Origin of the sequence: Solibacillus sp. FSL W7-1324 (assembly GCF_038008025.1) — a bacterium.
GTDB lineage: Bacteria > Bacillota > Bacilli > Bacillales_A > Planococcaceae > Solibacillus.
The window spans coordinates 571,419-594,555 of record NZ_JBBOYH010000001.1 but is presented as its reverse complement, the minus strand read 5'-3'; the positions used below and the strand labels follow the sequence as shown (position 1 = coordinate 594,555).

General features: G+C 39.4%; 24 protein-coding genes. 1 reads left to right on the top strand and 23 read right to left on the bottom strand.

The window, feature by feature from the left end:
* Positions 1-216 precede the first annotated feature (216 nt).
* The 21 genes from wecB to MKY71_RS02825 form a co-directional block, all read right to left on the bottom strand.
* Positions 217-1,371 (bottom strand): non-hydrolyzing UDP-N-acetylglucosamine 2-epimerase, encoded by a 1,155-nt coding sequence (wecB, locus tag MKY71_RS02925; RefSeq protein ID WP_339197524.1) that lies wholly within the window; start codon positions 1,369-1,371, stop codon positions 217-219.
* 108 nt (positions 1,372-1,479) lie between these two features.
* Positions 1,480-2,109 carry a uracil phosphoribosyltransferase gene (gene upp, locus MKY71_RS02920; protein ID WP_251689856.1) on the bottom strand — a complete coding sequence of 210 codons (630 nt, stop codon included), beginning with the start codon at positions 2,107-2,109 and terminating at the stop codon, positions 1,480-1,482.
* Between the two features lie 223 nt (positions 2,110-2,332).
* Positions 2,333-3,577 carry a serine hydroxymethyltransferase gene (glyA, locus tag MKY71_RS02915; RefSeq protein WP_339175137.1) on the bottom strand — a complete coding sequence of 415 codons (1,245 nt, stop codon included), beginning with the start codon at positions 3,575-3,577 and terminating at the stop codon, positions 2,333-2,335.
* Positions 3,578-3,642: 65 nt separating this feature from the next.
* Positions 3,643-4,197 carry a TIGR01440 family protein gene (locus MKY71_RS02910; RefSeq protein ID WP_340731539.1) on the bottom strand — a complete coding sequence of 185 codons (555 nt, stop codon included), beginning with the start codon at positions 4,195-4,197 and terminating at the stop codon, positions 3,643-3,645.
* Positions 4,198-4,211: 14 nt separating this feature from the next.
* On the bottom strand, positions 4,212-4,652 hold the full coding sequence (rpiB, locus tag MKY71_RS02905) for a ribose 5-phosphate isomerase B (protein ID WP_339175134.1): 441 nt from the start codon (positions 4,650-4,652) through the stop codon (positions 4,212-4,214).
* 293 nt (positions 4,653-4,945) lie between these two features.
* Positions 4,946-5,296, bottom strand: a complete 351-nt coding sequence (locus MKY71_RS02900) for a c-type cytochrome (RefSeq protein WP_339199614.1) — start codon at positions 5,294-5,296, stop codon at positions 4,946-4,948.
* A gap of 350 nt (positions 5,297-5,646) precedes the next feature.
* Entirely contained in the window at positions 5,647-6,939 is a 1,293-nt protein-coding gene (locus MKY71_RS02895; RefSeq protein WP_340731538.1) for a methyl-accepting chemotaxis protein, read from the bottom strand.
* Between the two features lies 1 nt (position 6,940).
* Entirely contained in the window at positions 6,941-7,390 is a 450-nt protein-coding gene (locus MKY71_RS02890) for a low molecular weight protein arginine phosphatase (protein ID WP_340731537.1), read from the bottom strand.
* Positions 7,391-7,409: 19 nt separating this feature from the next.
* Positions 7,410-7,907 carry a manganese efflux pump gene (locus MKY71_RS02885; protein ID WP_339175129.1) on the bottom strand — a complete coding sequence of 166 codons (498 nt, stop codon included), beginning with the start codon at positions 7,905-7,907 and terminating at the stop codon, positions 7,410-7,412.
* Positions 7,908-8,019: 112 nt separating this feature from the next.
* On the bottom strand, positions 8,020-9,051 hold the full coding sequence (locus MKY71_RS02880) for an L-threonylcarbamoyladenylate synthase (protein WP_340731536.1): 1,032 nt from the start codon (positions 9,049-9,051) through the stop codon (positions 8,020-8,022).
* 49 nt (positions 9,052-9,100) lie between these two features.
* On the bottom strand, positions 9,101-9,697 hold the full coding sequence (locus MKY71_RS02875) for a stage II sporulation protein R (RefSeq protein WP_340731535.1): 597 nt from the start codon (positions 9,695-9,697) through the stop codon (positions 9,101-9,103).
* A gap of 43 nt (positions 9,698-9,740) precedes the next feature.
* Positions 9,741-10,604, bottom strand: a complete 864-nt coding sequence (gene prmC, locus MKY71_RS02870; RefSeq protein WP_340731534.1) for a peptide chain release factor N(5)-glutamine methyltransferase — start codon at positions 10,602-10,604, stop codon at positions 9,741-9,743.
* Positions 10,591-11,667, bottom strand: a complete 1,077-nt coding sequence (prfA, locus tag MKY71_RS02865; RefSeq protein ID WP_340731533.1) for a peptide chain release factor 1 — start codon at positions 11,665-11,667, stop codon at positions 10,591-10,593. The genes prmC and prfA overlap by 14 nt, the downstream gene beginning before the upstream one ends.
* A 169-nt stretch (positions 11,668-11,836) precedes the next feature.
* On the bottom strand, positions 11,837-12,409 hold the full coding sequence (locus MKY71_RS02860) for a thymidine kinase (RefSeq protein ID WP_339197501.1): 573 nt from the start codon (positions 12,407-12,409) through the stop codon (positions 11,837-11,839).
* Between the two features lie 420 nt (positions 12,410-12,829).
* A complete protein-coding gene (gene rpmE, locus MKY71_RS02855) occupies positions 12,830-13,030 on the bottom strand; it encodes a 50S ribosomal protein L31 (protein WP_008404481.1) in 201 nt (66 codons plus the stop codon).
* 251 nt (positions 13,031-13,281) lie between these two features.
* Positions 13,282-14,565 (bottom strand): transcription termination factor Rho, encoded by a 1,284-nt coding sequence (gene rho / locus MKY71_RS02850; protein WP_079524631.1) that lies wholly within the window; start codon positions 14,563-14,565, stop codon positions 13,282-13,284.
* A 195-nt stretch (positions 14,566-14,760) separates the two neighbouring features.
* Positions 14,761-15,726, bottom strand: a complete 966-nt coding sequence (gene glpX / locus MKY71_RS02845; RefSeq protein ID WP_340731532.1) for a class II fructose-bisphosphatase — start codon at positions 15,724-15,726, stop codon at positions 14,761-14,763.
* 156 nt (positions 15,727-15,882) lie between these two features.
* The gene (locus tag MKY71_RS02840) at positions 15,883-17,160 is read right to left on the bottom strand and encodes a UDP-N-acetylglucosamine 1-carboxyvinyltransferase (protein ID WP_339175117.1); all 1,278 of its coding nucleotides are present in this window, start codon (positions 17,158-17,160) and stop codon (positions 15,883-15,885) included.
* A gap of 64 nt (positions 17,161-17,224) precedes the next feature.
* On the bottom strand, positions 17,225-17,875 hold the full coding sequence (fsa, locus tag MKY71_RS02835) for a fructose-6-phosphate aldolase (RefSeq protein WP_079524628.1): 651 nt from the start codon (positions 17,873-17,875) through the stop codon (positions 17,225-17,227).
* 229 nt (positions 17,876-18,104) lie between these two features.
* Positions 18,105-18,959: a class II fructose-bisphosphate aldolase gene (locus tag MKY71_RS02830; protein WP_079524627.1), complete on the bottom strand. Its 855-nt coding sequence runs from the start codon at positions 18,957-18,959 to the stop codon at positions 18,105-18,107.
* Between the two features lie 186 nt (positions 18,960-19,145).
* Complete coding sequence (locus MKY71_RS02825) at positions 19,146-19,517, bottom strand: response regulator (RefSeq protein ID WP_079524626.1); 372 nt, start codon at positions 19,515-19,517, stop codon at positions 19,146-19,148.
* A 133-nt stretch (positions 19,518-19,650) separates the two neighbouring features.
* Here MKY71_RS02825 and MKY71_RS02820 point away from each other — a divergent pair, with 133 nt between their 5' ends.
* The gene (locus tag MKY71_RS02820) at positions 19,651-20,223 is read left to right on the top strand and encodes a DUF2529 domain-containing protein (RefSeq protein ID WP_339175116.1); all 573 of its coding nucleotides are present in this window, start codon (positions 19,651-19,653) and stop codon (positions 20,221-20,223) included.
* 107 nt (positions 20,224-20,330) lie between these two features.
* On the opposite strand, the gene MKY71_RS02815 is transcribed toward MKY71_RS02820, so the two are convergent.
* Together MKY71_RS02815 and rpoE are read right to left on the bottom strand one after the other, a co-directional pair.
* On the bottom strand, positions 20,331-21,935 hold the full coding sequence (locus tag MKY71_RS02815) for a CTP synthase (protein ID WP_340731531.1): 1,605 nt from the start codon (positions 21,933-21,935) through the stop codon (positions 20,331-20,333).
* A 234-nt stretch (positions 21,936-22,169) separates the two neighbouring features.
* The gene (gene rpoE, locus MKY71_RS02810; RefSeq protein ID WP_339175114.1) at positions 22,170-22,760 is read right to left on the bottom strand and encodes a DNA-directed RNA polymerase subunit delta; all 591 of its coding nucleotides are present in this window, start codon (positions 22,758-22,760) and stop codon (positions 22,170-22,172) included.
* Positions 22,761-23,137 lie beyond the last annotated feature (377 nt).

The window sequence follows — 23,137 nt, the reverse complement described above, 5'->3', positions numbered from 1 at the left end:
GACAAATTTGTGTATAGTTATGCATAAATATTTTTTGCATTTTTTCACTAACGCTAAAATTCGCTATTTCATGCGTTTTTTCCGTGTCGATACATTTTTTGTATCCAAGAAAAAATTTTTCGGCAATAATGTCGAATTTAATACTTGACAACAGGAGTGAAATGCTATCCCCTGTTGTCAATTTCATTTTAAAGTAAATTTCAGTAAGAAATTGGATTATCGAGTCTCTGCTTTTTCGATAATTTCATCCACTAACTGCTTTTGAGCAAATTGCATTAATGCTTCCACAATACGTTCGGAAGCAAATCCATCTCCATAAGGATTCGATGCATGTGCCATTGCTTCATAAGCTTCGTCATTGACTAATAATTCTTTAGCCATTTTGTAAATTACTTCTTCATCTGTTCCCGCAAGTTTCAGTGTACCTGCCGCAATCCCTTCAGGACGCTCTGTTGTATCACGTAAAACCAGTACCGGCTTCCCTAATGATGGCGCTTCTTCTTGAACACCGCCGGAATCCGTTAAAATCATGTAAGAACGGGCAGCGAAATTATGGAAATCAAAAACTTCCAATGGTTCAATTAAATGAACACGCGGGTTGTCCCCTAAAATTTCATTGGCAACTTCACGTACTGCAGGATTCATATGCACAGGGTAGACAACTTGGACATCATCATGCTCGTTCAGTAAACGCATAATTGCACGGAACATATTACGCATTGGTTCACCTAGATTTTCACGACGGTGTGCCGTTAATAAAATCATGCGGTCCGAACCGATTTTTTCAATAACCGGATGTGTGTAATGGTCACTTACTGTTGTTTTTAATGCATCAATTGCCGTATTACCCGTTACGAAAATCGCTTCTGCCGGTTTATTTTCCTTTAGCAGGTTAGCACGAGACTGTTCAGTTGGCGCAAAATGCAAATCTGCCATTACCCCTGTTAACTGACGGTTCATCTCTTCCGGGTATGGTGAATATTTTTGACCTGTACGAAGTCCTGCTTCAACATGGCCAATTGCAATTTGATTGTAGAAAGCTGCCAGACTGCCAACAAAAGTTGTCGCCGTATCACCATGTACCAACACGATATCAGGTTTTGCTTCCTTCATTACTCGATCAAGTCCTAATAGTGCATTCGTCGCTACATCTACTAATGTTTGACGGTCTTTCATTATATTTAAATCATAATCCGGCTTAATTTCAAAAGTTTCCAATACTTGGTCAAGCATTTGACGGTGCTGTGCCGTTACAGTAACAATCGATTCAATTTGTTCCGGATGTTTTCCCAGTTCCAGCACAAGAGGCGCCATTTTAATTGCCTCCGGTCTTGTTCCAAAAATCGTCATAACTTTAAACTTCTTCGTCATCATTTTTCTCCTTGTCTAATCTGTAATTAATTTTTTCTGCAAATGTCTAATCAACTTGCTATTTAATAGAAAACGCCCGCAACTGCTTACGGACGTCTCGTTTATTTATTATTTTGTTCCGAATAAACGATCCCCGGCATCACCTAAGCCTGGTACGATATAGCCATGATCATTTAATTTTTCATCTAGAGATGCGATGTAAATATCTACGTCTGAGTGATTTTTTTGAATTTCTTCCACACCTTCTGGAGCTGCGATCAGACACATAAACTTGATGCTTTTCGCACCGCGCTTTTTCAGTGAATTAATCGCTTCTACAGCTGAACCACCCGTTGCTAGCATCGGGTCAACAATAATGAAGTCACGTTCTTCAACATCTGCTGGAAGTTTTGCATAATATTCTACTGGCTTTAATGTTTCCGGATCACGGTAAAGACCAATATGACCTACTTTTGCAGCAGGAATTAATTTTAATACGCCATCTACCATTCCGATACCCGCACGTAAAATTGGGACAATCGCCATTTTCTTCCCTGATAATACTTTTGCCTTCGCCTTTGTAACAGGTGTCTCCACTTCGATTTCTTCCAGTGGTAAATCACGAGTAATTTCAAAAGCCATTAATGTTGCGACTTCATCAACTAACTCCCGGAATTCTTTTGTCCCTGTTTCTTTATCTCGAATATAAGTTAACTTATGTTGGATTAATGGGTGGTCAAATACGTATACTTTACTCACGTTGACATCTCCTAACTGTTGTTTATCTAACACAGTATAACAGAAAATAAAGTTAACGAAAACTATGACAAGAATGTTTTAAAAATTGCCCTTTTTATAATACAAAAATAGTACAAATATTATCTTTAAGTAGCATTCTCCTGTAATTGCTTATCTATTCGTTATTTCTTCTTATTAAAAAGCCCACTATCTACAATATTGTAAATAGTGGGCTTAAACTCAATTATGCGTATAAAGGGTATTTTGCTGTAAGAGCTTCAACACGTTTACGTGCTTCCTCTTTTACTGCTGCGTCTTCATGGTTTTTAAGGACTGAAGCGATAATTTTACCTACTTCGATTACATCCTCTTCTTTGAAACCGCGAGATGTTACAGCTGCTGTACCTACACGGATACCAGATGTAACGAATGGTGATTCTGTATCGAATGGAATTGTGTTTTTGTTTGTAGTAATCGCCACTTCATCCAATACATGCTCTGCTACTTTACCTGTTAAACCTAAAGATTTTACATTTAATAGAAGCAAGTGGTTATCCGTACCGCCTGATACGATCTCAACACCTTCATCCATTAAAGATTTTGCAAGTGCCGCTGCATTTGCTTTAATTTGTTTTGCGTAATCTTTAAATTCCGGTTGTAATGCTTCACCGAATGATACTGCTTTTGCAGCGATGACATGCATTAATGGGCCGCCTTGAATACCAGGGAATACTGATTTATTCAATTCTTTTTCCCATTTTTCATCATTTGTTAAAATCATACCGCCACGAGGACCGCGTAACGTTTTATGAGTTGTTGTCGTTACGAAATCTGCATATGGTACTGGATTTTGGTGCTCGCCCGCTGCTACTAAGCCGGCAATATGCGCCATATCAACCATGAAATATGCGCCAACTTCATCCGCGATTTCACGGAACTTAGCAAAGTCGATTGCACGAGGATAAGCTGATGCACCAGCAACGATCAATTTTGGCTTAGATTCCAATGCTTTTTGACGAACATCTTCATAATCTATTAAGTTTGTATCTTCAGTTACACCGTATTCTACGAAATTATAAAGAATACCTGAGAAGTTTACTGGTGAACCATGTGTTAAGTGACCACCGTGTGATAAGTTCATACCAAGTACTGTATCACCTGGTTTTAAAATTGTATGGTAAACTGCCATGTTCGCTTGCGCACCTGAGTGTGGCTGAACGTTAACATATGCAGCACCGAATAATTCTTTTGCACGGTCACGCGCGATATTTTCCACTACGTCCACATGCTCACATCCGCCATAGTAGCGTTTGCCAGGGTAACCTTCTGCATATTTATTTGTTAAATATGAACCTTGTGCTTCCATAACTGCTTCCGATACGAAGTTTTCTGATGCAATTAGTTCGATGTTTGTGTTTTGACGTTTTTTCTCCAATAAAATTGCGTCTAAAATTGCTTTGTCTTGTCCTGCTAATTTTTCAAATGCCATTTTCAAATCCCCCTAAATGTACTTCCGAATCGCTCGGAGTTTCCAAGTAAATGATATATGTAACGTTAAGGTGTTACGGTATATTGCGCACGTTCTCCACCGATAAGTTTCGGACGTGTTGTCGCTAACGTAATAACTGCATTGCCTAGTTGCTTAACAGATGTTCGTAAAGGTACGGCTACTGCTTTTAAATGCATGCCGATTAGTGTTTGACCAATATCTATCCCGTAGTGTGCTTGGATGGTTTCTACAACTACAGGTTCATCCATTTGTGTAAAAGCGTATGCAGACATGGAGCCACCTGCTGTACGGACAGGAATGACCGAAACAGGTTCTAAATGGTACATTTTAGCGGCTGCAGCTTCAAGTGTTAAAGCTCGGTTAATATGCTCGCAGCCTTGGAAAACTAAGTGAATTTTATGTCTTTGCGCGAATATTGAAAATTCTTCGTATAGAACTTGCGCTACATCGAGAGCACCAGCTGTTCCAATCTTCTCACCCATTACTTCCGATGTGGAACAGCCGATGACAAATAGCTGACCTTCAGAAAACTTCACTTGTTGCTCAAATTCGGTTAATGCTTGCGCTAAATCATTTTGCAAATCGTGTAAGTTTGTCATTGAATCACCATTTGTTACCCTTCTTCGATTTCAGTAATCTTTTCAACACGGCGAATATGACGACCGCCTTCAAACTGTGTATCCAGCCAAGTTGCAACAATCTCACGTGCCAGCCCTGGACCGATTACGCGCTCACCCATCGCTAAAATGTTTGAGTCGTTATGGCAACGTGTTGCTTTTGCTGAGAACACGTCATGTACAAGTGCACAACGAATTCCTTTGAATTTGTTTGCAGCAATCGAAATCCCAATACCTGTTCCGCAAATTAAAATTCCTCTATCAAATTCCCCTGCAGCTACTCGTTCAGCTACTGGACGTGCATAGTCCGGGTAATCTACTGACTCGTCCGTTTGTGGACCAAAGTCTTCATAACTGATTGACATTTCATCAAGTAGTGACATAATCTCTTTACGTAAATTATTACCGCCGTGATCCGAAGAAATTGCAATTTTCATGAAGATCCCTCCTGCCTCGATTTTGTATACTTATTATATTCACCATCAGTGTACCATTTATTCCGGAAGAATAACACGTCTTTTCCGAATAACTTTCAAAATACATGCATAAACACGAATAATAAACGAATAAATGAACCTTATTGTTAATATTTCGATAGTATTAGCTGATTTTTTTATTATTAATTATGTTAATGTTCAGCTTTACATGACTTTGTGAAGTTGAAATGGGTTTTTCGACATTAGTTTCAAACAAAAAAAGACCGCTCAGACAAGGAGCTGGTCTTTAACCGTTATTGTAATGATAAAATGTATTCCGCTACCGCTTCTTCTTCACCATTTGCTGTCCCCGGTGGCATTGCGCCTTTACCATTGACCAATACATCAATAATTTCTTCTTTTGATAAAGAAGTCGTCGTTAAGTTTGGTCCCATTGCTCCCGTTAAATCTCCACCATGACACCCTACACAGCTGGCATTTGCCACTTTTTCACCTGCAGAAACATCCGTTGAGCCCGTTCCTTCTGATGATTCAGTGGATTCGGCTGGTGTTGAGTCAACTGAATCTGTCGTATCCGCATCCTCTGCGTCTCCACATCCAGCAAGACCCGCTACGACTACTCCCATCAGTAGCCAGTACTTCATTTTGTTCAATATAAATCCCCCCAGGACTAATTATTGTAAACAATAGTGTACCATACCCAGACTTTTTGTATTTGAAACAGGGGGGTGCGGTGCCTCGGGTAAGGTTTATTAGAAGATCTACTTCGGATATTAGAAAATCGGCCCCGTTTATTTGAACTTCCGTCACCTTTATTAGACAATCCGAGCAGCTTTTTAGAACAATGAACGGATATATTGGAAGTTCAGCATTTTATTAGAACTTCCCCGCGTTTATTAGAAAATCTCCGCCACTTATTAGAAACCCTCATGCGCTCCCAAAACAAAAATCCCCAACTGATAAACCAATTGGGGTTTCTAAACTATATTCCACTCTACTGCGTACGGTTGAATTGTTGAATCATCCGATAAAGCTCGGCAGACTGTTGTTTTAAGTTGCTTGCCAGTTCTTCCACTTGCTTGATCGCTTCGGCCTGTTCAAGTGAAGCGGATGTTACTTCCTGTGCACTTGCAGAAGTTTGCTCCGCAATAGCCGCCACTTCCTGCGATTGATGTGATGTATGTTCAATATTTTTCATTTGCTGTGCGACTAATTCTGAAATTTGAACGACATCATCGGCCATTTCATAAACAGATTTTGTCATACCTTCAACTGCTGTCGTTGTTTCAGAAACACGTGAAGATTCGTTTACCGCAAATGATACTTGTTCATTCATCTGTTTTACTACAACCGAAACATTTTGCTGCATTGTTTGGATCAGTGTTGTAATCCCCTGAACAGCGCTTGCACTTTCGTCTGCCAAACTACGGACTTCTTCTGCAACAACTGCAAAGCCCTTTCCATGTTCGCCAGCTCTTGCCGCTTCAATTGATGCGTTTAACGCAAGTAAGTTTGTTTGTCCTGCGATATCGCCTACTAAACTTATAATCCGCTCAATCTGCTCCGCATTTTTTTCCAGCTCGCGAATATTTACCAATGAATTTTCATTGTCAGTCGCGATTTTTTTAATACTGTTCACTACACCATGAATCGAATCCGTTGTAGATGTTAAGTTTGTTAAAAGATTTTTTGAGCGACTTGCTGTATGTAATGCTTTATTGTTCACTTCCGCGGCTAATGCGCGAACTTCTTCGATTGCTTCCACCGTTTCTTGAATGGCTACTGCCGAAGATTCAGCCCCTAATGAAATTTGGCTAATATTACTTGTAATTTGCTCGGCGTTGTTCGTAACCGAAATACTTTCTTCCGATAGTTTCAAAATCGTTTCATCGGTTGACTTGTAGTTGTCTTCAATACCGTTTACCATCTTGCGTAAATTCATCACCATCGTTTGGAATGCTTCTGCTACGGAGCGGATTTCATCATTTGTTTTCGGCATTTCGACATCTTGTCCGATTTTGCCTTCCGCTACATGGTTTGCACTGCGCTCCAATTGCTGTAAAGGGCGAACAATGACTAAACCGAATACTGCTGCCAATGCGCATGACCAAAAGATTCCTAATAAATAAGTAATAATCTGAAATGTGCTTGTGCTTGTCGATTCAAAAAACATCGGATGTAAATATTCGATGAATACAAAACTGCAAGTGTAAGTAATCAGCGCTAATATCCCGACAAACAATACGAGCTTTCGGCGCAAACTAAAGATCTTTTTCTGAGCGTTCATGTTAAATTTTATCCTCCAATTTCAATTTAGTTTCCAGCTTGTTAATTGCTTCGTTCAATTGCTCATACGTTTGTTCATAAACTTGCAGGTTCCCACCGAATGGATCCTGAATATCAAGCCCTGATTCCATCTCTACATATTCCTTTAACGTAAATGTTTTATGTGCCGCTTCTCCTGCCAAACGGAGGACCATTTCTTTATGAGCGGTCGTCATTGTTAAAATCAAATCCGCCCATTGTGCATCTTCTACCGTAAATTGCGATGAACGGTGTGATTGCGAAATATTTTTCCTGTGTAATATTTCCTTTGCGTTCAGGGACATTTCATTGCCTTCATGTGCATAAATACCTGCTGAACGCACAGTAATATTCTCATAGTTTTTTGCTTGTAAAATTGCTGCTGCCATAGGACTTCTACATGTATTGCCTGTACAAATAAAATAAATATTCAAGTTCCTCACACCCTCTAATTCACCATTTTAGTAGCATCACACTCATAATAATCAGGAGGATTCCTGCCACTTTTTTTAATGCGTTATTTTTAAATATTGGCGACTTTTGCGCTATTACCAATGCAGCATAGGACAATATAAATGTTGATAGGCCTGCACTAACGATAAAAACATATTTTTGTAAATTTAGCATACCAAAAGATAGGCTAACTGAAAAGGTGTCAATACTGGCGAAAATCGCAATTATCGGGAGAGACATTGCCGGAAAACTTTCCTCTTTCTTCGAGAGCAGTAACTGCAGCCCCACAAAAAACAACAACAGTGTCGAAAGACCTGATGCCCAGTTGGTTAAATAGACGGCAAGCCATTCCCCAAATCGGTAACCCAGTAACGGAAAAAGCATATGTAAAAATGCCGTCCATAAAGCTAATAACCATTTCGCCTTAACATTTGTAGCAATTAAATACAGTGCAACGACATCGAACGACATTAAAATTCCGGCAACTACTTCTTGCATCTGTTCCCCTCTTCCACTAAGCGCTGTTGTAATTTATGCTTTCAGGTCGGGAAATATCCTTTAGGTTATACATAAAAACCACATCCCGATGTTGCAAGATGTGGTTTATGTCTTAAAGTAAATACCATTTGCTGCCTGCCGCCTTTTCCAGACGGTTCATGATCGCTGTGCCAACACCTGTTTTTGATGTTGCTGTCGCTAAAATAATCGTGGCATCCGTTTTATCACATGCACGCAATGCATCATATAGTGAAGCACTCATTTGATCAAGGTCATCGGCATTACCGAATGAAAAATAATAATCGGCCTCAATGTTTTTAAAGCTCTCCGGTGCCAATAAGGCAACTTTATGTTCCGGCTTTAATTCGGCAATAGCCGTTTCAATCGCTTCCTTATTTGCCTCAATTAGATAAACAGGAGCTTCCGGTGCATAGTGAGTATATTTCATGCCGGGCGCTTTCGGTGTCGATTCGATTTTCTGCTGTTCCAGACTAGGCTCAACAACCGGTCCAATTACCGCTTCGAGCATTTCTTTCGTTACACCGCCTGGACGCAAAATAACCGGCGTATCCAGCGTAACATCCAAAACAGTCGATTCAAGTCCGATCCCCGTCATTCCGCCATCCAAAATACAAGGAATAATGTTTTGCAAATCTTCAAATACATGTTCGGCTTTCGTCGGGCTAGGTTTGCCGCTGCGATTCGCACTTGGCGCGGCTAACGGTTTCTTTAATGTTTGAAGAAGTTTAAGTGCTACCGGATGATCAGGCATACGAATTCCAACTGTATCGAGACCTGCTGTTACACTTGGTGCTAAAACATTCGGCTTAGCATGCATAACTAGTGTCAATGGACCAGGCCAAAAAGCGTCCATACATTTGCGGGCAACTTCCGAAATATTTGTTGTATACAGCGATACTTCTTCCACTGTTCCTATATGAACAATTAAAGGATTATCCGAAGGTCGTCCTTTTGCAGCAAATATTTTTTTCACAGCTTGCTCGTCTGTCGCAACCGCTCCTAAGCCATAGACGGTTTCTGTCGGAAAAGCGACTATTTCGCCGCTATTCAATAAATCCACAGCCTGTGTATAATTTTCTGAATTATCCACAAATTCATCCACATTCAATTGGAAAGTGTGCATTACTTTTTCCTCCCTTCTCTTGATGTTTCGTGTAACTATCCCCAAGGTGTTAGTAACTTAATGCATTTTGTATATCTTTTTCTGCTTTTTGTGGATTATTTTTTTGTTTAAATTTGTTCCACCATTCCGCAACATAAAATGGCGGGCGTTCTTTTTTCATTGGCTCATTGTTTGTACAAAGTGTTGGGAATACTGCACAGAACCAGTTTTCGCCCCGCCCTTGTCCAATAATGAAATTCACTGAATAATATTCGTTTTGCGGATAAAATTGACCCGCTGTCCATTTCGGTGGGATTAAGTTATCCCCAAACTTATAGGTAATTTCTAATTGTGGGTAAGTTTTCTGAATTTCCTGATACATGTTTTCCACACTGTGGATATCTTCTGAAAATTCAGGTGTATTTTTCAAATAGGTTTGGATTGTTTCCACAACCTCATATTTGATAAGCTGGTCGGCATTTGTCGAACTGTTGGCAATGACGCGGAATTTTAACTGGTCATTGCTTTCCCCCTGATCAATGCGGACATCATCTACAAAAGTAGGTATAAATGTAGCCGCACAATATAAAAATAGGACACTTATTAGTAATTTAGCAATCGCTAAAAATAGATTGGATTCATTTTGAATATCGTAATCATGTAACATAAACATTCCCCCTTGCAAACATTGTTTACAAGGAATCTATTTTTTATTCACTAATTTCACAAAAAACTATACGATCTTTTTTATTTATATCCTGTACGACTGATACATGAGCATCGGGGAAGCTTTTTTTGAAAAAGTTTGCTACCGCTTCTCCTTGTGTATAACCGATTTCCAGACCAATTAATGCAGGCTTGTTCATAAGAGATGGTAAATTTTCTGCTAGTTTACGATAAAGCAAGAGTCCGTCTTCATCGGCAAACAATGCCTGATGAGGTTCATGCGCCACAACGACATCAGACATTTCCTCCATTTCCCCATAGGCAATATACGGGGGATTGGAAAGGACAATATCCCATTTTTCATTTGCAATCGGTTCTGTTAAATCACCGAGTTTAAATGTGATTTCTGCCTGCAGCTGCACTGCGTTTTTTTGTGCTGTTGCAAGTGCTGCCGGTGAAAGATCTGTTGCTGTGACATTAAGCAGCGGACATTCCTTTTTCATCGTAATGGCAATGGCACCACTGCCTGTCCCGATATCGGCAAACTTCAGGTTTTGCTGATCTCCGAATAATTTACGGATCCGCTCAATCGTCCCAACAATCAGTTCTTCTGTTTCCGGACGAGGAATCAGTACCGATTCATCTACAATAAATGACCGTCCATAAAATTCTTCGACACCCGTTATATACTGTACGGGACGTCCTTCCACATGTGCTTGGATAAAAGCATCAAACTGCTGTTGCTGTTCTTCGGGTAAAGTGTCGTGCATTTTCATCATTAATCCTGAGTAGCTTGTCTGTAAAATATGCTGCAATAAAATTCGTGCGGCATTTCCTTCGCGACCGTTTTCCTCTAAAAAAGAAGAAGCCCCATTCAGGGCCTCAAAAATAGTTTTATGCATCTTCATTCAAATTTGATAAGCGTGTTGCCTGCTCATCTAAAATAAGTGCATCGATGATTTCATCCAGCTTACCTTCAACGATTTGGTCAAGTTTTTGAATCGTTAAACCAATTCGGTGATCTGTTACACGGTTTTGTGGATAGTTGTAAGTACGGATACGTTCAGAACGGTCGCCTGTTCCTACTGCTGTCTTACGAGTTGCATCGATTTCAGCCTGTGCTTCCTGACGGTGTTTATCCGCTACACGCGCAACTAAAATTTTCATCGCTTTTTCACGGTTCTTAATTTGTGAACGTTCATCTTGCATCGAAACGACAACGCCTGTCGGTAAATGGGTCATACGAACAGCAGACATCGTTGTATTTACCGACTGACCACCCGCACCAGATGACGCGAATGTATCAACGCGAATATCTTTTTCATGAATTTCTACATCTTCTACATGCACTTCCGGTAAACACGCTACCGTAGCAGTTGATGTATGGATACGGCCTTGTGATTCTGTCGCTGGTACACGTTGCACACGGTGTGCGCCGTTTTCATATTTGAATTTCGAATAGGCACCTTGACCGTTAATCATGAAAATTACTTCTTTAAAGCCGCCTGCCGGGTTTGGTGTTGCTTCCATTATATCTACTTTCCAGCCTTGCGTTTCCGCATAGCGTGTATACATACGGAATAGGTCACCAGCAAAAATATTGGCCTCGTCACCGCCTGCAGCTCCGCGGATCTCCATAATTACGTTTTTCGAATCGTTCGGATCTTTAGGAATTAATAAAATACGAAGACGATCTTCTAACTCAGGAACTTGTTTATTTAAATCGTTAAACTCTTCCTTCATCATTTCCAGCATATCTGCATCTTTTTCAATTTCCATTAATTCGCGTGTGTCCGCCAATTGTTCTTTTACCGATTTGTATTCACGGTAGACATCTACCATTTCCTGAATATCGGATTGTTCTTTTGAATATTCACGAAGCTTATTGGAGTCGCTCACAACATCCGGGTCGCTTAGTAATTCATTTAATCTTTCGTAACGGTCTTCAACCGCCTGTAAACGATCAAACATCTATAGTTCACCTCTAAAAGTTATTTTATTAATCGTTGTATTTCACTCGTCTTCTCACGAGTTACGTTAAAATGCACCTTTACTAGTATAAAGAAATTTTACGGTTGTTGCTACATCTATGTTGAACTTTCTTCATATCATTTACACATTGTCATTTCATCTATTTAAATTATAGTGGCGGATTGGAATGGCATTTGCGGCAAACAGGGTAATAACTATCATTACCCCCAATTTGAATTTGATCACCTGTGCGGACCGGTTTTTTGTTTTCATCTACTCGTAAGTTCATTGTCGCTTTCTTATGGCAGAACCAGCAAATTGTTTTCATTTCCTCAATTTTATCCGCGTAGATCATCATGTAACGGCTGCCTTCAAACAGCTCGTTCTGGAAGTCATTTTTCAATCCAAAGCCCATAACCGGAATGTTCAGCTCATCGACAATTTGTGTCAGCTGCAAAACATGTTCTTTTGATAAAAATTGTACTTCGTCTACAAGTACACAATATAATTTTTCGTCGTGTTTTTCCACGATTTCGTATAGATTCGTATCTTCAAAAACCGCAATCGCCGGACGCTTTAAGCCAATTCGACTTGAAACCGTTCCGACTTCATCGCGCGTATCAATTCCAGAAGTAAAAATCAGTACCGCTTTATTTTGCTCTTCATAATTGTGGGCAACTTTTAAAATTTCAATCGATTTCCCGCTGTTCATCGCCCCATGTTTATAAAATAATTGCGCCATTTCTATTTCCTCGTTTCTAATAAAAATTACAAGTTCGTTTTTCACCAATAAAAAACCTTGAGCATCAAACTCAAGGTCAACTTTTCACTTCTTTTATCTTAGCTAGTTTTTCGCCATACGTCTATTGCAAAAGGTGCTGTATTTACGAGAATCTTTCTCTTAAGAGAAACCTGTGCGAAAGATTTCTAATATCTTCTAATTTCTTCTAATATATTTTTATTTTTTCTAATAAAAGTCAGAACTTCTAATATAATATGTACATCTTCTAATATCCGGTCGCAATTTTCAAATAAACGTTTCAGATTGTCTAATAACCCTCAAATATCTTCAAATAACTGCGCAATATCTTCTAATAAAACGAAACAGACCCCCGTAAAAATTAAAAACCCATTTCCGGCAATGCGGAAATGGGCAGAGGTATTATTTCATACCATATTTTTTGTTGAAGCGATCTACACGTCCGTCAGCAGAAGCGAACTTTTGACGACCTGTATAGAATGGGTGACATTCGTTACAGAACTCGATTGAGATCTTTTCTTTAACTGAACCTGTTTCAAAAGAATTACCACAAGAGCAAGTTACTGTTGCTACTTTGTAATCTGGGTGGATACCTTGTTTCATATTCGTTTTCTCCTCTCGCCCTGAACCATCCGGAACAGAGTATTTTCGAACTGCACCTTACATAGCCCGAATATGTCACTACATACGTAATGTGTTGAGGTCAGCTATATATGTGCACGTTTCATACTTAAAGAAGTATAGCAAGTTTTAAAAAAGGTTGCAACTATTTTATATTATTTTACGAAATTGAATATATGTAGTTCCTCAATATATTAAGAACCTGATTTCCATTCCGGCAAATCTTCTAAAATTTATAACAACCCTTTACCGTTCGTTGCTTTCTTCATATCTGTATCAAGCTTTTCGAAGAATTCTTCGTTTGTTTTTGTTGTGCGCAGTTTGCGTAAGAACTTTTCACCGAAGTCATGTGAATCGCTGAATGTTTTACGGATAGCCCATAATTTATCCAACTGGTCTTTCGGAATAAGAAGCTCTTCTTTACGTGTACCTGAACGGCGGATATCGATTGCAGGGAAAATACGGCGTTCTGCCAGGCTGCGATCCAAGTGCAGTTCAAGGTTACCCGTTCCTTTGAATTCTTCATAAATTACTTCGTCCATACGGCTGCCTGTATCAACAAGTGCAGTCGCTAAAATTGTTAAACTGCCGCCCTCTTCAATATTACGGGCAGAACCGAAGAAACGTTTCGGACGGTGGAATGCAGCAGGGTCAATACCACCTGAAAGTGTACGGCCGCTTGGCGGAATTACCAAGTTATAGGCACGTGCCAAACGCGTAATCGAATCCATTAAAATAATAACATCGCGTTTTTGCTCTACTAGACGTCTTGCACGTTCCAATACGATTTCCGCGACTTTTACATGGTTTTCAGGTACTTCATCAAACGTTGAAGATACGACATCCGCATTTACTGAACGCTCGATATCCGTTACTTCTTCCGGACGCTCATCGATTAGTAGTACGATCAGTTCCGCTTCCGGATGATTTGTCGTAATCGCGTTGGCAATTTCTTTTAATAAAGATGTTTTACCGGCTTTTGGCGGTGCAACAATTAAACCACGTTGTCCAAAACCGACTGGCGCTACTAAATCCATAATACGCGTCGAAAGTTTTGTAGGAACCGTTTCCAATTTGATGTGGCGATTCGGGTAAAGCGGCGTTAATGCAGGGAAATGCACACGTTCTTTTGCAACTTCAGGGTCCTCGCCGTTTACAGCATCCACTTGCAGCAAGCCGTAGTAACGCTCATTTTCTTTTGGCGGACGCACTTTACCTGAAACTTTATCACCATTTCGTAAATCAAAGCGGCGAATTTGAGAAGCAGAAATGTAAATATCCTCTTTTGAAGGAGAGTAGTTAATCGGGCGCAGGAATCCGAAGCCATCTGTAGGAATAATTTCTAAAACACCTTCCATAAAGAAGAAACCTTCCTGTTCAGAGCGGGTTTTTAAGATTGCAAAAATTAGTTCCTTTTTATTTAGCTTACTAGCATTTGATAATTTATATTGCTTCGCTAAAGCATATAATTCTTTTAATGTCATGCTTTCTAATTGAGCAATTGTTAATGCTGTCATACGTTTTCTCCAGTCTATTAAAATTTAATTTGAAAAATTAAGTTATTGAAAGATTTTAGGAATTTGTGTAAGAGAAGTATACTACACTTTATTTGAAAGATGCCCAGTTTTTACACTGGGCATTTATTATATTATAGTGCAAGTAATTTGAAAATGGGCATTTTCTATTTGAGGCTACTTACATTATATGAGAAGTTAAATTTGGTCATACTTTGGTTTTTTTTCAATGCTGTGGCGTCCTTCGATAAAACGTACTGTTCCTGTTTTCGCGCGCATAACAACTGAATGAGTAAGTGCGTAGGAACCTTTATATTGAACACCTCGTAAAAGCTCGGAATCTGTTACAGCTGTTGCTGCAAAAATCGCATCATCGCCTTTTACCAGGTCTTCCATCATTAATACTTTATCTACGTCGACACCCATTTTTTTGCAACGTGCAAGCTGTTCTTCATCTTCAGGCACTAGTTTCGCCTGGAAATCGCCGCCTAAACATTTTAAAGCAACTGCTGCGATTACACCTTCTGGGGCACCACCCATACCGAACATAATATCGATACCAGTTTCATCGAATGCTGTGTTGATCGCTGCACCTACATCACCGTCTTGGATGAATTTAATACGTGCACCGGCTTCACGAATTTCATCGACAATATGCTGATGGCGAGGTCGGTCTAAAAGTGTTGCTACTACATCGGAAATATCTTTATTTTTTGCTTTAGCTACTTGCAATAAATTGTAAGTTACAGAAGCGTTAATATCAACTTTTCCTGCCGCTTCCGGTCCTACAGCTATTTTATCCATATACATATCAGGCGCATTTAATAGATTGCCACGGTCTGCAATTGCCAGTACTGTCATCGCACCATTTGTACCTTTTGCTACGATGTTTGTACCTTCTAATGGATCTACTGCGATATCAACTTCAGGTCCGCCATTTCGAAGCCCTAATTCTTCACCGATATAAAGCATCGGTGCTTCATCCATTTCTCCTTCACCAATTACAACTGTCGCATGCATTGGGATTGTATCAAACATAACACGCATCGCTGTTGTTGCTGCGTCGTCCGCTTCATTTTTAAGTCCGCGTCCCATCCATTTCGCTGATGCAATCGCTGCTGCTTCTGTTACACGTACTACTTCCATTGATAAACTACGTTCCATTTTGTGTTTGCCTCCTGTAATCGGTTAAAACCGATTTTAACAGCCTAAATTAACTGCTTTTTTGAATTGTATTATGAACTAACATATTTTTATTACCCAAATATATATTATCATACTCTCATCGTTGCGCGATTCTGATCACGAATAATAGCAAATTTATGCATTATTCTTTGTATTAATGACAATGGACTCTTTACGAATATTTGCACCGATTGCACACAGCTTTTCAATTAATGAACTATAGCCGCGCTCAATATGGTAAATATCGTGAATTTCTGTTTCACCTTTCGCGATAAGTCCAGCCAATACTAATGCCGCACCCGCGCGTAAATCCGTTGCCGTTACCGTGGATCCTTCCAAAGATGCAGGTCCTTGAATGATGGCTGTATTGCCTTCAACACGAGCTTTTGCATTCATACGTCGCAGTTCGTCTATATGCTTGAAACGGGCAGAGTAAATCGTATCTGTAATCATCGATGTGCCTTCTGCCTGTGTCATTAATACAGATAAAGGCTGTTGAACATCGGTCGGGAATCCTGGATAGACAAGTGTTTTAACATCAACTGCCTGCAGTTTCGTTTGCTTGGAAATGAAGATGCTTTCCTCATTCTCTTCAACACTTACACCCATTTCACGAAGTTTCGCTGTGACAGCTTCCATATGAAGCGGAATAACATTATCGACGAGTACACCATCACCAATTGCTGCAGCCATAATCATAAATGTAGCTGCCTCAATCCGGTCCGGTATAATTGTATGTTTTGTGCCTTTTAACTCATCGACACCTTCAATACGAATAACGCTCGTTCCTGCCCCTTTAATGTTCGCACCCATATTCGTTAATAGTGTTGCAACATCAATAATTTCAGGCTCTTTCGCTGCATTTTCGATTGTAGTTTTCCCTTTTGCACGCACTGCCGCCAACATAATATTAATAGTTGCGCCGACACTTGCAACGTCCAGATAAATCTTCGCACCGATTAGTTCTTCTGCGCGTAAATAAATTGCACCGTGCTCATTTGTTACTTTTGCTCCTAAAGCTTCAAAACCTTTAATATGCTGATCAATTGGACGCGGCCCTAAAAAACATCCGCCTGGCATGCCGATTACCGCCTGTTTAAAGCGGCCGAGCATGGCACCCATCATATAATAGGAAGCACGTAATTTTTTTACATTGCCGTTTGGCAGCGGCATTGCAACCATTTTTGATGGATCAATCGTCATCTTGCCATTTTCAAATGTTACTTCGCCGCCAATTTCTTCGAGTAGTGCCTTTAACGTCCATGCATCTGAAATCTCTGGAATTCCTCCAATGGTAACGGAAGAATCAGCCAAAATTGATGCAGGAATTAAAGCAACTGCACTGTTTTTTGCACCGCTAACGGTTATTTTACCTTTTAGACGATTTCCGCCTTGAATTTTATAAACATCCATTTTGTGTTCTCCCTTACATTGGAAAAGATTTCACAGTAAATTAGACTGCTGTGAGGTATTCTTATTATTTCCCTTCACGCTTTGCCCAATCCGCTAAAAATCCTTCAATTCCTTTGTCTGTTAATGGATGATTAAACAGTTGCTGTAAAACTTTGTATGGAGTTGTTGCAATATGTGCGCCAGCTAATGCAGCTTGCGTAATATGTTGCGGGTGACGAATAGATGCGGCAATAATTTCCGTGTCAATTTCGTGGATAGCAAACATTTCAGCAATTTCACGGATTAACTCTACGCCATCTTGACCAATATCATCTAAACGTCCTAAGAAAGGAGATACATAAGATGCGCCTGCGCGTGCTGCCATTAATGCTTGGTTAGCAGAGAAAATTAATGTTACGTTCGTTTTAATCCCTTTTTCAGAGAAATGTTTACATGCTTTTAATCCTTCCGGAGTCATTGGAAGTTTAACAGTAATATTCGGGTGAATCGCTGCCAATTCTTCCCCTTCACGAATCATTCCTTCAGCGTCTAAAGAAATGACTTCACCAGAAACTGAGCCGTTTACTAGCTCTGCAATTTCACGTAAGCGGTCGTGGAAGTTCACGCCTGATTCTTTTGCAACTAATGATGGGTTTGTCGTTACACCTGAAAGAATCCCCCAAGAGTATGCTTCTTTAATTTCGTCAAAGTTTGCTGTATCGATAAAAAATTTCATTATAATAGCCTCCGATTGATTTACATTTGATTATAAAAACACATCTCGCTCAAGTTGTGAACGAGATGTCTTATGTTGAAAAACACGTGTTCACAAAGAAAAGTACGCTTATTTTATGCACTTTTCTTTTGTGGATTCATTATTCCGCATTAAATAGGTAATAATTCAGCTGTCTTTTAAGCAAAGCTTTAGAATAAAGACTTCTGTGAAAGAAGCTTCATTCTATCAATTAAGCTTTTCCAGAGCTGCCGAATTCGCGCATTTTACCGATTACTGTTGCTTTAATCGCTTCACGAGCTGGACCTAAATATTTACGTGGATCATATGTTTTCTTATCATTTTCTAAAAATTCACGGATTACTTTCGTAGCCGAGATCTGGTTTTCAGTGTTGACATTAATTTTTGCTGTACCTAAAGAAATTGAACGTTGAATATCTTTAGTTGGAATACCTGTTCCACCATGTAATACTAACGGTACATCTGTTAATGTAGAGATTTCTTCCATTTCAGCGAATCCTAAGTTTGGTTCACCTTTGTATGGACCGTGAACAGAACCTAATGCTGGAGCTAAACAGTCAATACCTGTAGCTTCAACCAATGCTTTACATTCCTGCGGGTTTGCGTACATAATGCCGCCAATGACACCGTCTTCTTCGCCGCCTACAGTACCAAGTTCTGCTTCAACCGATACGCCTTTTGCATGTGCATAGTCAACAACTTGTTTAGTCGTTTCAATATTTTCTTCGAATGGATGATGTGAAGCGTCAATCATAACAGAAGAGAAACCAGCATCGATTGCTTCTTTACATTTATCGAAGCTTGAACCATGGTCTAAATGAATTGCTACTGGCACAGTTGTCTTGTAGCTTTCCATTAAGCCTTCAACCATTTTTACGACAGCGATGAAACCGCCCATATATTTCCCGGCACCTTCAGAGACACCTAGAATTACCGGTGATTTTTCTTCTTCTGCCGCTTGTAAAATGGCTTGTGTCCACTCTAGGTTATTGATATTGAATTGACCTACTGCATAACCTTCTGCTTTTGCTTTAATTAACATTTCTTTCATTGAAACTAATGCCATTATTAAAATCCTCCTCGAAGATACATAATTAGTTTGCTGCTATAAAAACATAGTTTGCACAAAATGCTTTTTTTAAGTATTTTTTCATCGTCAATTCTATGCAAAATCACATGAAATGACAAAAACATTTAGATTAATCATAACAAAAACAGACAGTATGCGCTACTGCCTGCTCGCCTGTTTCATTTATATTTTTTCAGTCTTTTCTACTAATTTATTAACCTCATCCCGTACTTCAAAAATATTAAAAGGTTTTGTAAAATATTTCACTACCCCTAATTCGTTCGCTCTGTCCATCATATGCTGCTCCACATAGGCAGTCATCATCATTACAGGCAGCTCCGGGTGATCTTCTTTCAAACGGGCTAAAATCTCCAGTCCGTCCATTCCGGGTATTTTCATATCCAGCAAAACGCAATCAAGTGCATTTTCCTGTGCAATTTTTATCGCATCAAATCCGTTTGCGGCTAAATAAGTTGTGAATCCTTCTTTTTTAAATACTTCATTTAGAAGCATCCTGATTCCTTGCTGATCGTCTACTATTAATATCCCCTTCAATGTGATCCCCCATTATAATAATAATTTATACTAATTACATTCGATTATAAATTGCTTTCCCCTCTTTTACGGAGAGAGTTTGTGTTTTTGCTTTTTTATGTACACAATTTTATAATAACTTTGAGGTGTAAATATGTCTAAAATTTTAACTACGCAATTAACAGGTCTTCTGCAGCGCATTCAGCAAACTGAAGAAGAATCTATTGAAGAAACTGCAAGATTATTGGCACAGGCAGCAATTGGGCAAGGAACAATTTACTTTGCGGCATTTGGTGAAATGGAAGCTGTTGCAATCAATGCAGAGCTTGGGGAAAGTAAATTTGCCAAGTTTGCCCGCTATACAGAAAATGTTGAACTTTTGCCTGCTGACCGTGTCATTATTTTTACGCGTCATGCAACAGATGAACAGGCTTTAAACCTTGCACAGCAACTGCATGCAGAGTTCATTCCATTTGCGGCTGTCGCAAGTGAAGTGGCCGGTGATGACAATCCGTTGAGCGATCTTGCTTATACGTATATTTCATTGAAAGTTCGCGGCGGCATTTTACCGCATCCTGCAAAACTCGGCGAACGCATCGTATTCCCGCACCTTATAGCAGCTTTATATATTTATGAAGCGATTAAGATGGAATTCGATGAAATGCTCGTGGACGATGATGAAGAAGATGACGAATTAATGGACAGCCACCCGTCACCATTCGCATAATTTAACGATGACTCTTATGGCCTGTTGGCTTGAGAGTCGTCTTTTTATGTAATGAAACAATTCTTAAGAAAAAAGCACGTCCCTTAAAGCAGGACGTGCAAAATCAATTACTTTTTATTGTTAAACGCTGCACCAACGAACTCACGGAATAATGGTTGTGGACGTTGTGGACGTGAAATTAATTCTGGGTGGAATTGACCAGCCACAAAGAATTTCTTTTCCGGTAACTCAACGATTTCTACTAACTTATTGTTAGGAGATAAACCTGAGAATACCATACCTTCCGCTTCCATTGCTTCACGGAATTCATTGTTGAACTCGTAACGGTGACGGTGACGTTCATAAACTAGCTCTTCACCATTATATGCCGCGCGTGCACGAGATCCTTCTTTTAATTTACATGGGTATAAACCAAGACGTAATGTTCCGCCGATATCTGTATCTTCAGTTTGGTCCGGTAAGAAATCGATAATCGGATATTTCGTGTTTTTGTCCAGTTCTGTTGAGTGTGCACCTTCCAAGCCCATAACATTACGTGCAAATTCTACTGTTGCCATTTGCATGCCTAGGCAAATACCGAAGAACGGTACATCGTTTTCACGTGCATAACGGATTGATTCGATTTTCCCTTCAACACCACGGTCGCCGAAACCACCTGGTACTAAAATACCGTCTGCTTGTCCTAATAATTCATCAACATTTTCCGCTGTAACGTGTTCTGCATTGATCCAGTCGATTTCGATATCTGAATTGTATACATATCCAGCATGTTTCAATGCTTCTACAACTGAAATATACGCATCTTGCAATTCTACGTATTTACCTACTAAAGCGATCCGTGTTTTGTGCTCCAAGTTTTTCACTAAGTGTACAAGCTCTTTCCAATCTGTCATATCCGCTTTTGGCGCTGTAATGCCAAAATGATCAAGAACGATTTGGTCAAAGCCTTGTGCATGAAGATTTAATGGCACTTCATATAAATGTTCCGCATCACGTGATTCGATAATATCAGAAGGTCGTACGTCACAGAATAACGCGATTTTTTCTTTCATATCTTGTGGTACAGGTTGTTCTGTACGTAAAACGATGATATTTGGCTGAATACCTAATGAACGTAACTCTTTTACAGAGTGTTGTGTCGGTTTCGTTTTCATTTCACCGGCTGCTTTGATATAAGGCATTAAAGTACAGTGGATATACATAACATTTTCATGACCTAAATCACGGCGCATTTGACGAATCGCTTCAAGGAAAGAAAGTGATTCGAAGTCACCTACAGTACCGCCGATTTCCGTAATGACAACATCAGCAGAAGTTTCACGGCCAGCACGCTGAATACGATCTTTAATTTCATTTGTTACGTGAGGAATTACTTGAACAGTACCACCATTGTAATCACCGCGGCGCTCTTTGTTTAGTACCGATTGATATACTTTACCTGAAGTAACAGTTGAGTGTTTACCAAGGTTAATGTCGATGAAACGCTCATAGTGACCTAAGTCTAAGTCCGCCTCTGCACCATCATCTGTTACGAAAACTTCACCATGCTGGTATGGGCTCATTGTACCTGGATCAATATTTAAATATGGATCAAATTTTTGAATTGTTACTTCCAATCCACGATTTTTTAATAGACGACCTAAAGATGCTGCTACAATCCCTTTACCAAGTGATGAAACTACCCCACCTGTTACGAAAATATACTTTGTCATACAAATTCCTCCTTCTTTTAAAACAAATTAGAAAAACACTCTTTTGCTTCTTAAATGCAAGGGAATGTTTTTCTAATTAAAACGCATGAAAAAATAAAAAACGCTCCTCCTGCACTATTTTGCAGGGGGAGCGTATAACTTATACGGTCAATCTCCTTTTTAAAGGAGCCCAAGTAAAAGATTATACGGAACTGAAATAGAAGTCAAGCACTTTCAATTTCCAATGCGGAAATCTTATTTTATATCTTCGTCTTCTTCTAATTCCTCATCTAGCTCTTCTTCTAATTCTTCTTCATCATCCTCGATGATAAATGTATCATCTTCATCGATTATTTCTTCATCGATGTCAGAATCGATTTCTTCAATGTCTTCTTCAACGAAGTCGATGTCCTCATCCACTTCTTCCTCTTCTTCATCGTCGTCAACGAATTCATCATAGTCTTCCTCGAATAATACATCCTCTTCTTCAAGGTCGATAATTTCATCTTCGTCTTCGTCGTCAACAGCTTTTGCTTTCTTCTTACGTGTCTTGATTGTTGGCGCTGTTTCTTCTTCGATTGTTTCTACTTTATACCACTCACGTAAACCCCAGCCATTTTCATGGTTTAATAAGAAACGGCCTTCTACGTTTAAGTCTGTATAAAATTGTACTAAACGAGATTTTAATTCTTCATCCGAAATACCATTTAAAGCTTGAATTCCTTTTAATAATTCATTTAACGGCATTGCTTGTTTTTTATCTTCTAGTAGTGCGTATGCTAAGTCGATTAATGACTCTTCTGCTAATTGTTCATCTGTCATACCACGAAAGTTCAAATCGTGCACGTCCTTTCCATTCTTACATGTCTATTTATCAATTACGACTCGGCGTAATTGCGTTTGGATTCGTCTTCCAAATCCTTAACATCTGCCGAAAATCTTATACCCGTTCTTCCGCTGAAGCTTGTACATCAACTGGGTGGATATAAGCATAATACCCATTATATACAAACATGCTATTACTATGCTAGTTTCATTTCTTGTTTTTTAAATTTGTTACTTTTTTATACGCAACATAAAATAAAATGAAGGATAAAAGCAGCAAAGGGATTGCTGCTAGTTGTCGGTTATATAAAAAGAAGGTGGCGATTAGGCATGCTAAAATTAAAATATAATGTACATACTGTTGCACTATTACGCACCTTCCTTCATCAGATCGTCCA

Coding starts and splice junctions, on each gene's coding strand:
- rpmE (WP_008404481.1), bottom strand. CDS start 13,030: ATGAAACAAGGTATCCACCCAGATTACAAAGTAGCAACAGTAACTTGC.
- MKY71_RS02815 (WP_340731531.1), bottom strand. CDS start 21,935: ATGACAAAGTATATTTTCGTAACAGGTGGGGTAGTTTCATCACTTGGT.
- glyA (WP_339175137.1), bottom strand. CDS start 3,577: ATGGCATTTGAAAAATTAGCAGGACAAGACAAAGCAATTTTAGACGCA.
- wecB (WP_339197524.1), bottom strand. CDS start 1,371: ATGACGAAGAAGTTTAAAGTTATGACGATTTTTGGAACAAGACCGGAG.
- MKY71_RS02910 (WP_340731539.1), bottom strand. CDS start 4,197: ATGACAAACTTACACGATTTGCAAAATGATTTAGCGCAAGCATTAACC.
- prfA (WP_340731533.1), bottom strand. CDS start 11,667: ATGTTTGATCGTTTACAGGCGGTTGAAGACCGTTACGAAAGATTAAAT.
- MKY71_RS02885 (WP_339175129.1), bottom strand. CDS start 7,907: ATGCAAGAAGTAGTTGCCGGAATTTTAATGTCGTTCGATGTCGTTGCA.
- rpiB (WP_339175134.1), bottom strand. CDS start 4,652: ATGAAAATTGCAATTTCTTCGGATCACGGCGGTAATAATTTACGTAAA.
- MKY71_RS02830 (WP_079524627.1), bottom strand. CDS start 18,959: ATGGCATTAGTTTCAATGAAAGAAATGTTAATTAAAGCAAAAGCAGAA.
- MKY71_RS02860 (WP_339197501.1), bottom strand. CDS start 12,409: ATGGCGCAATTATTTTATAAACATGGGGCGATGAACAGCGGGAAATCG.
- MKY71_RS02880 (WP_340731536.1), bottom strand. CDS start 9,051: ATGCACACTTTCCAATTGAATGTGGATGAATTTGTGGATAATTCAGAA.
- MKY71_RS02900 (WP_339199614.1), bottom strand. CDS start 5,296: ATGAAGTACTGGCTACTGATGGGAGTAGTCGTAGCGGGTCTTGCTGGA.
- fsa (WP_079524628.1), bottom strand. CDS start 17,875: ATGAAATTTTTTATCGATACAGCAAACTTTGACGAAATTAAAGAAGCA.
- MKY71_RS02840 (WP_339175117.1), bottom strand. CDS start 17,160: ATGGATGTTTATAAAATTCAAGGCGGAAATCGTCTAAAAGGTAAAATA.
- glpX (WP_340731532.1), bottom strand. CDS start 15,726: ATGGAACGTAGTTTATCAATGGAAGTAGTACGTGTAACAGAAGCAGCA.
- MKY71_RS02895 (WP_340731538.1), bottom strand. CDS start 6,939: ATGAACGCTCAGAAAAAGATCTTTAGTTTGCGCCGAAAGCTCGTATTG.
- MKY71_RS02820 (WP_339175116.1), top strand. CDS start 19,651: ATGTCTAAAATTTTAACTACGCAATTAACAGGTCTTCTGCAGCGCATT.
- prmC (WP_340731534.1), bottom strand. CDS start 10,604: ATGAAGATGCATAAAACTATTTTTGAGGCCCTGAATGGGGCTTCTTCT.
- MKY71_RS02875 (WP_340731535.1), bottom strand. CDS start 9,697: ATGTTACATGATTACGATATTCAAAATGAATCCAATCTATTTTTAGCG.
- rho (WP_079524631.1), bottom strand. CDS start 14,565: ATGACAGCATTAACAATTGCTCAATTAGAAAGCATGACATTAAAAGAA.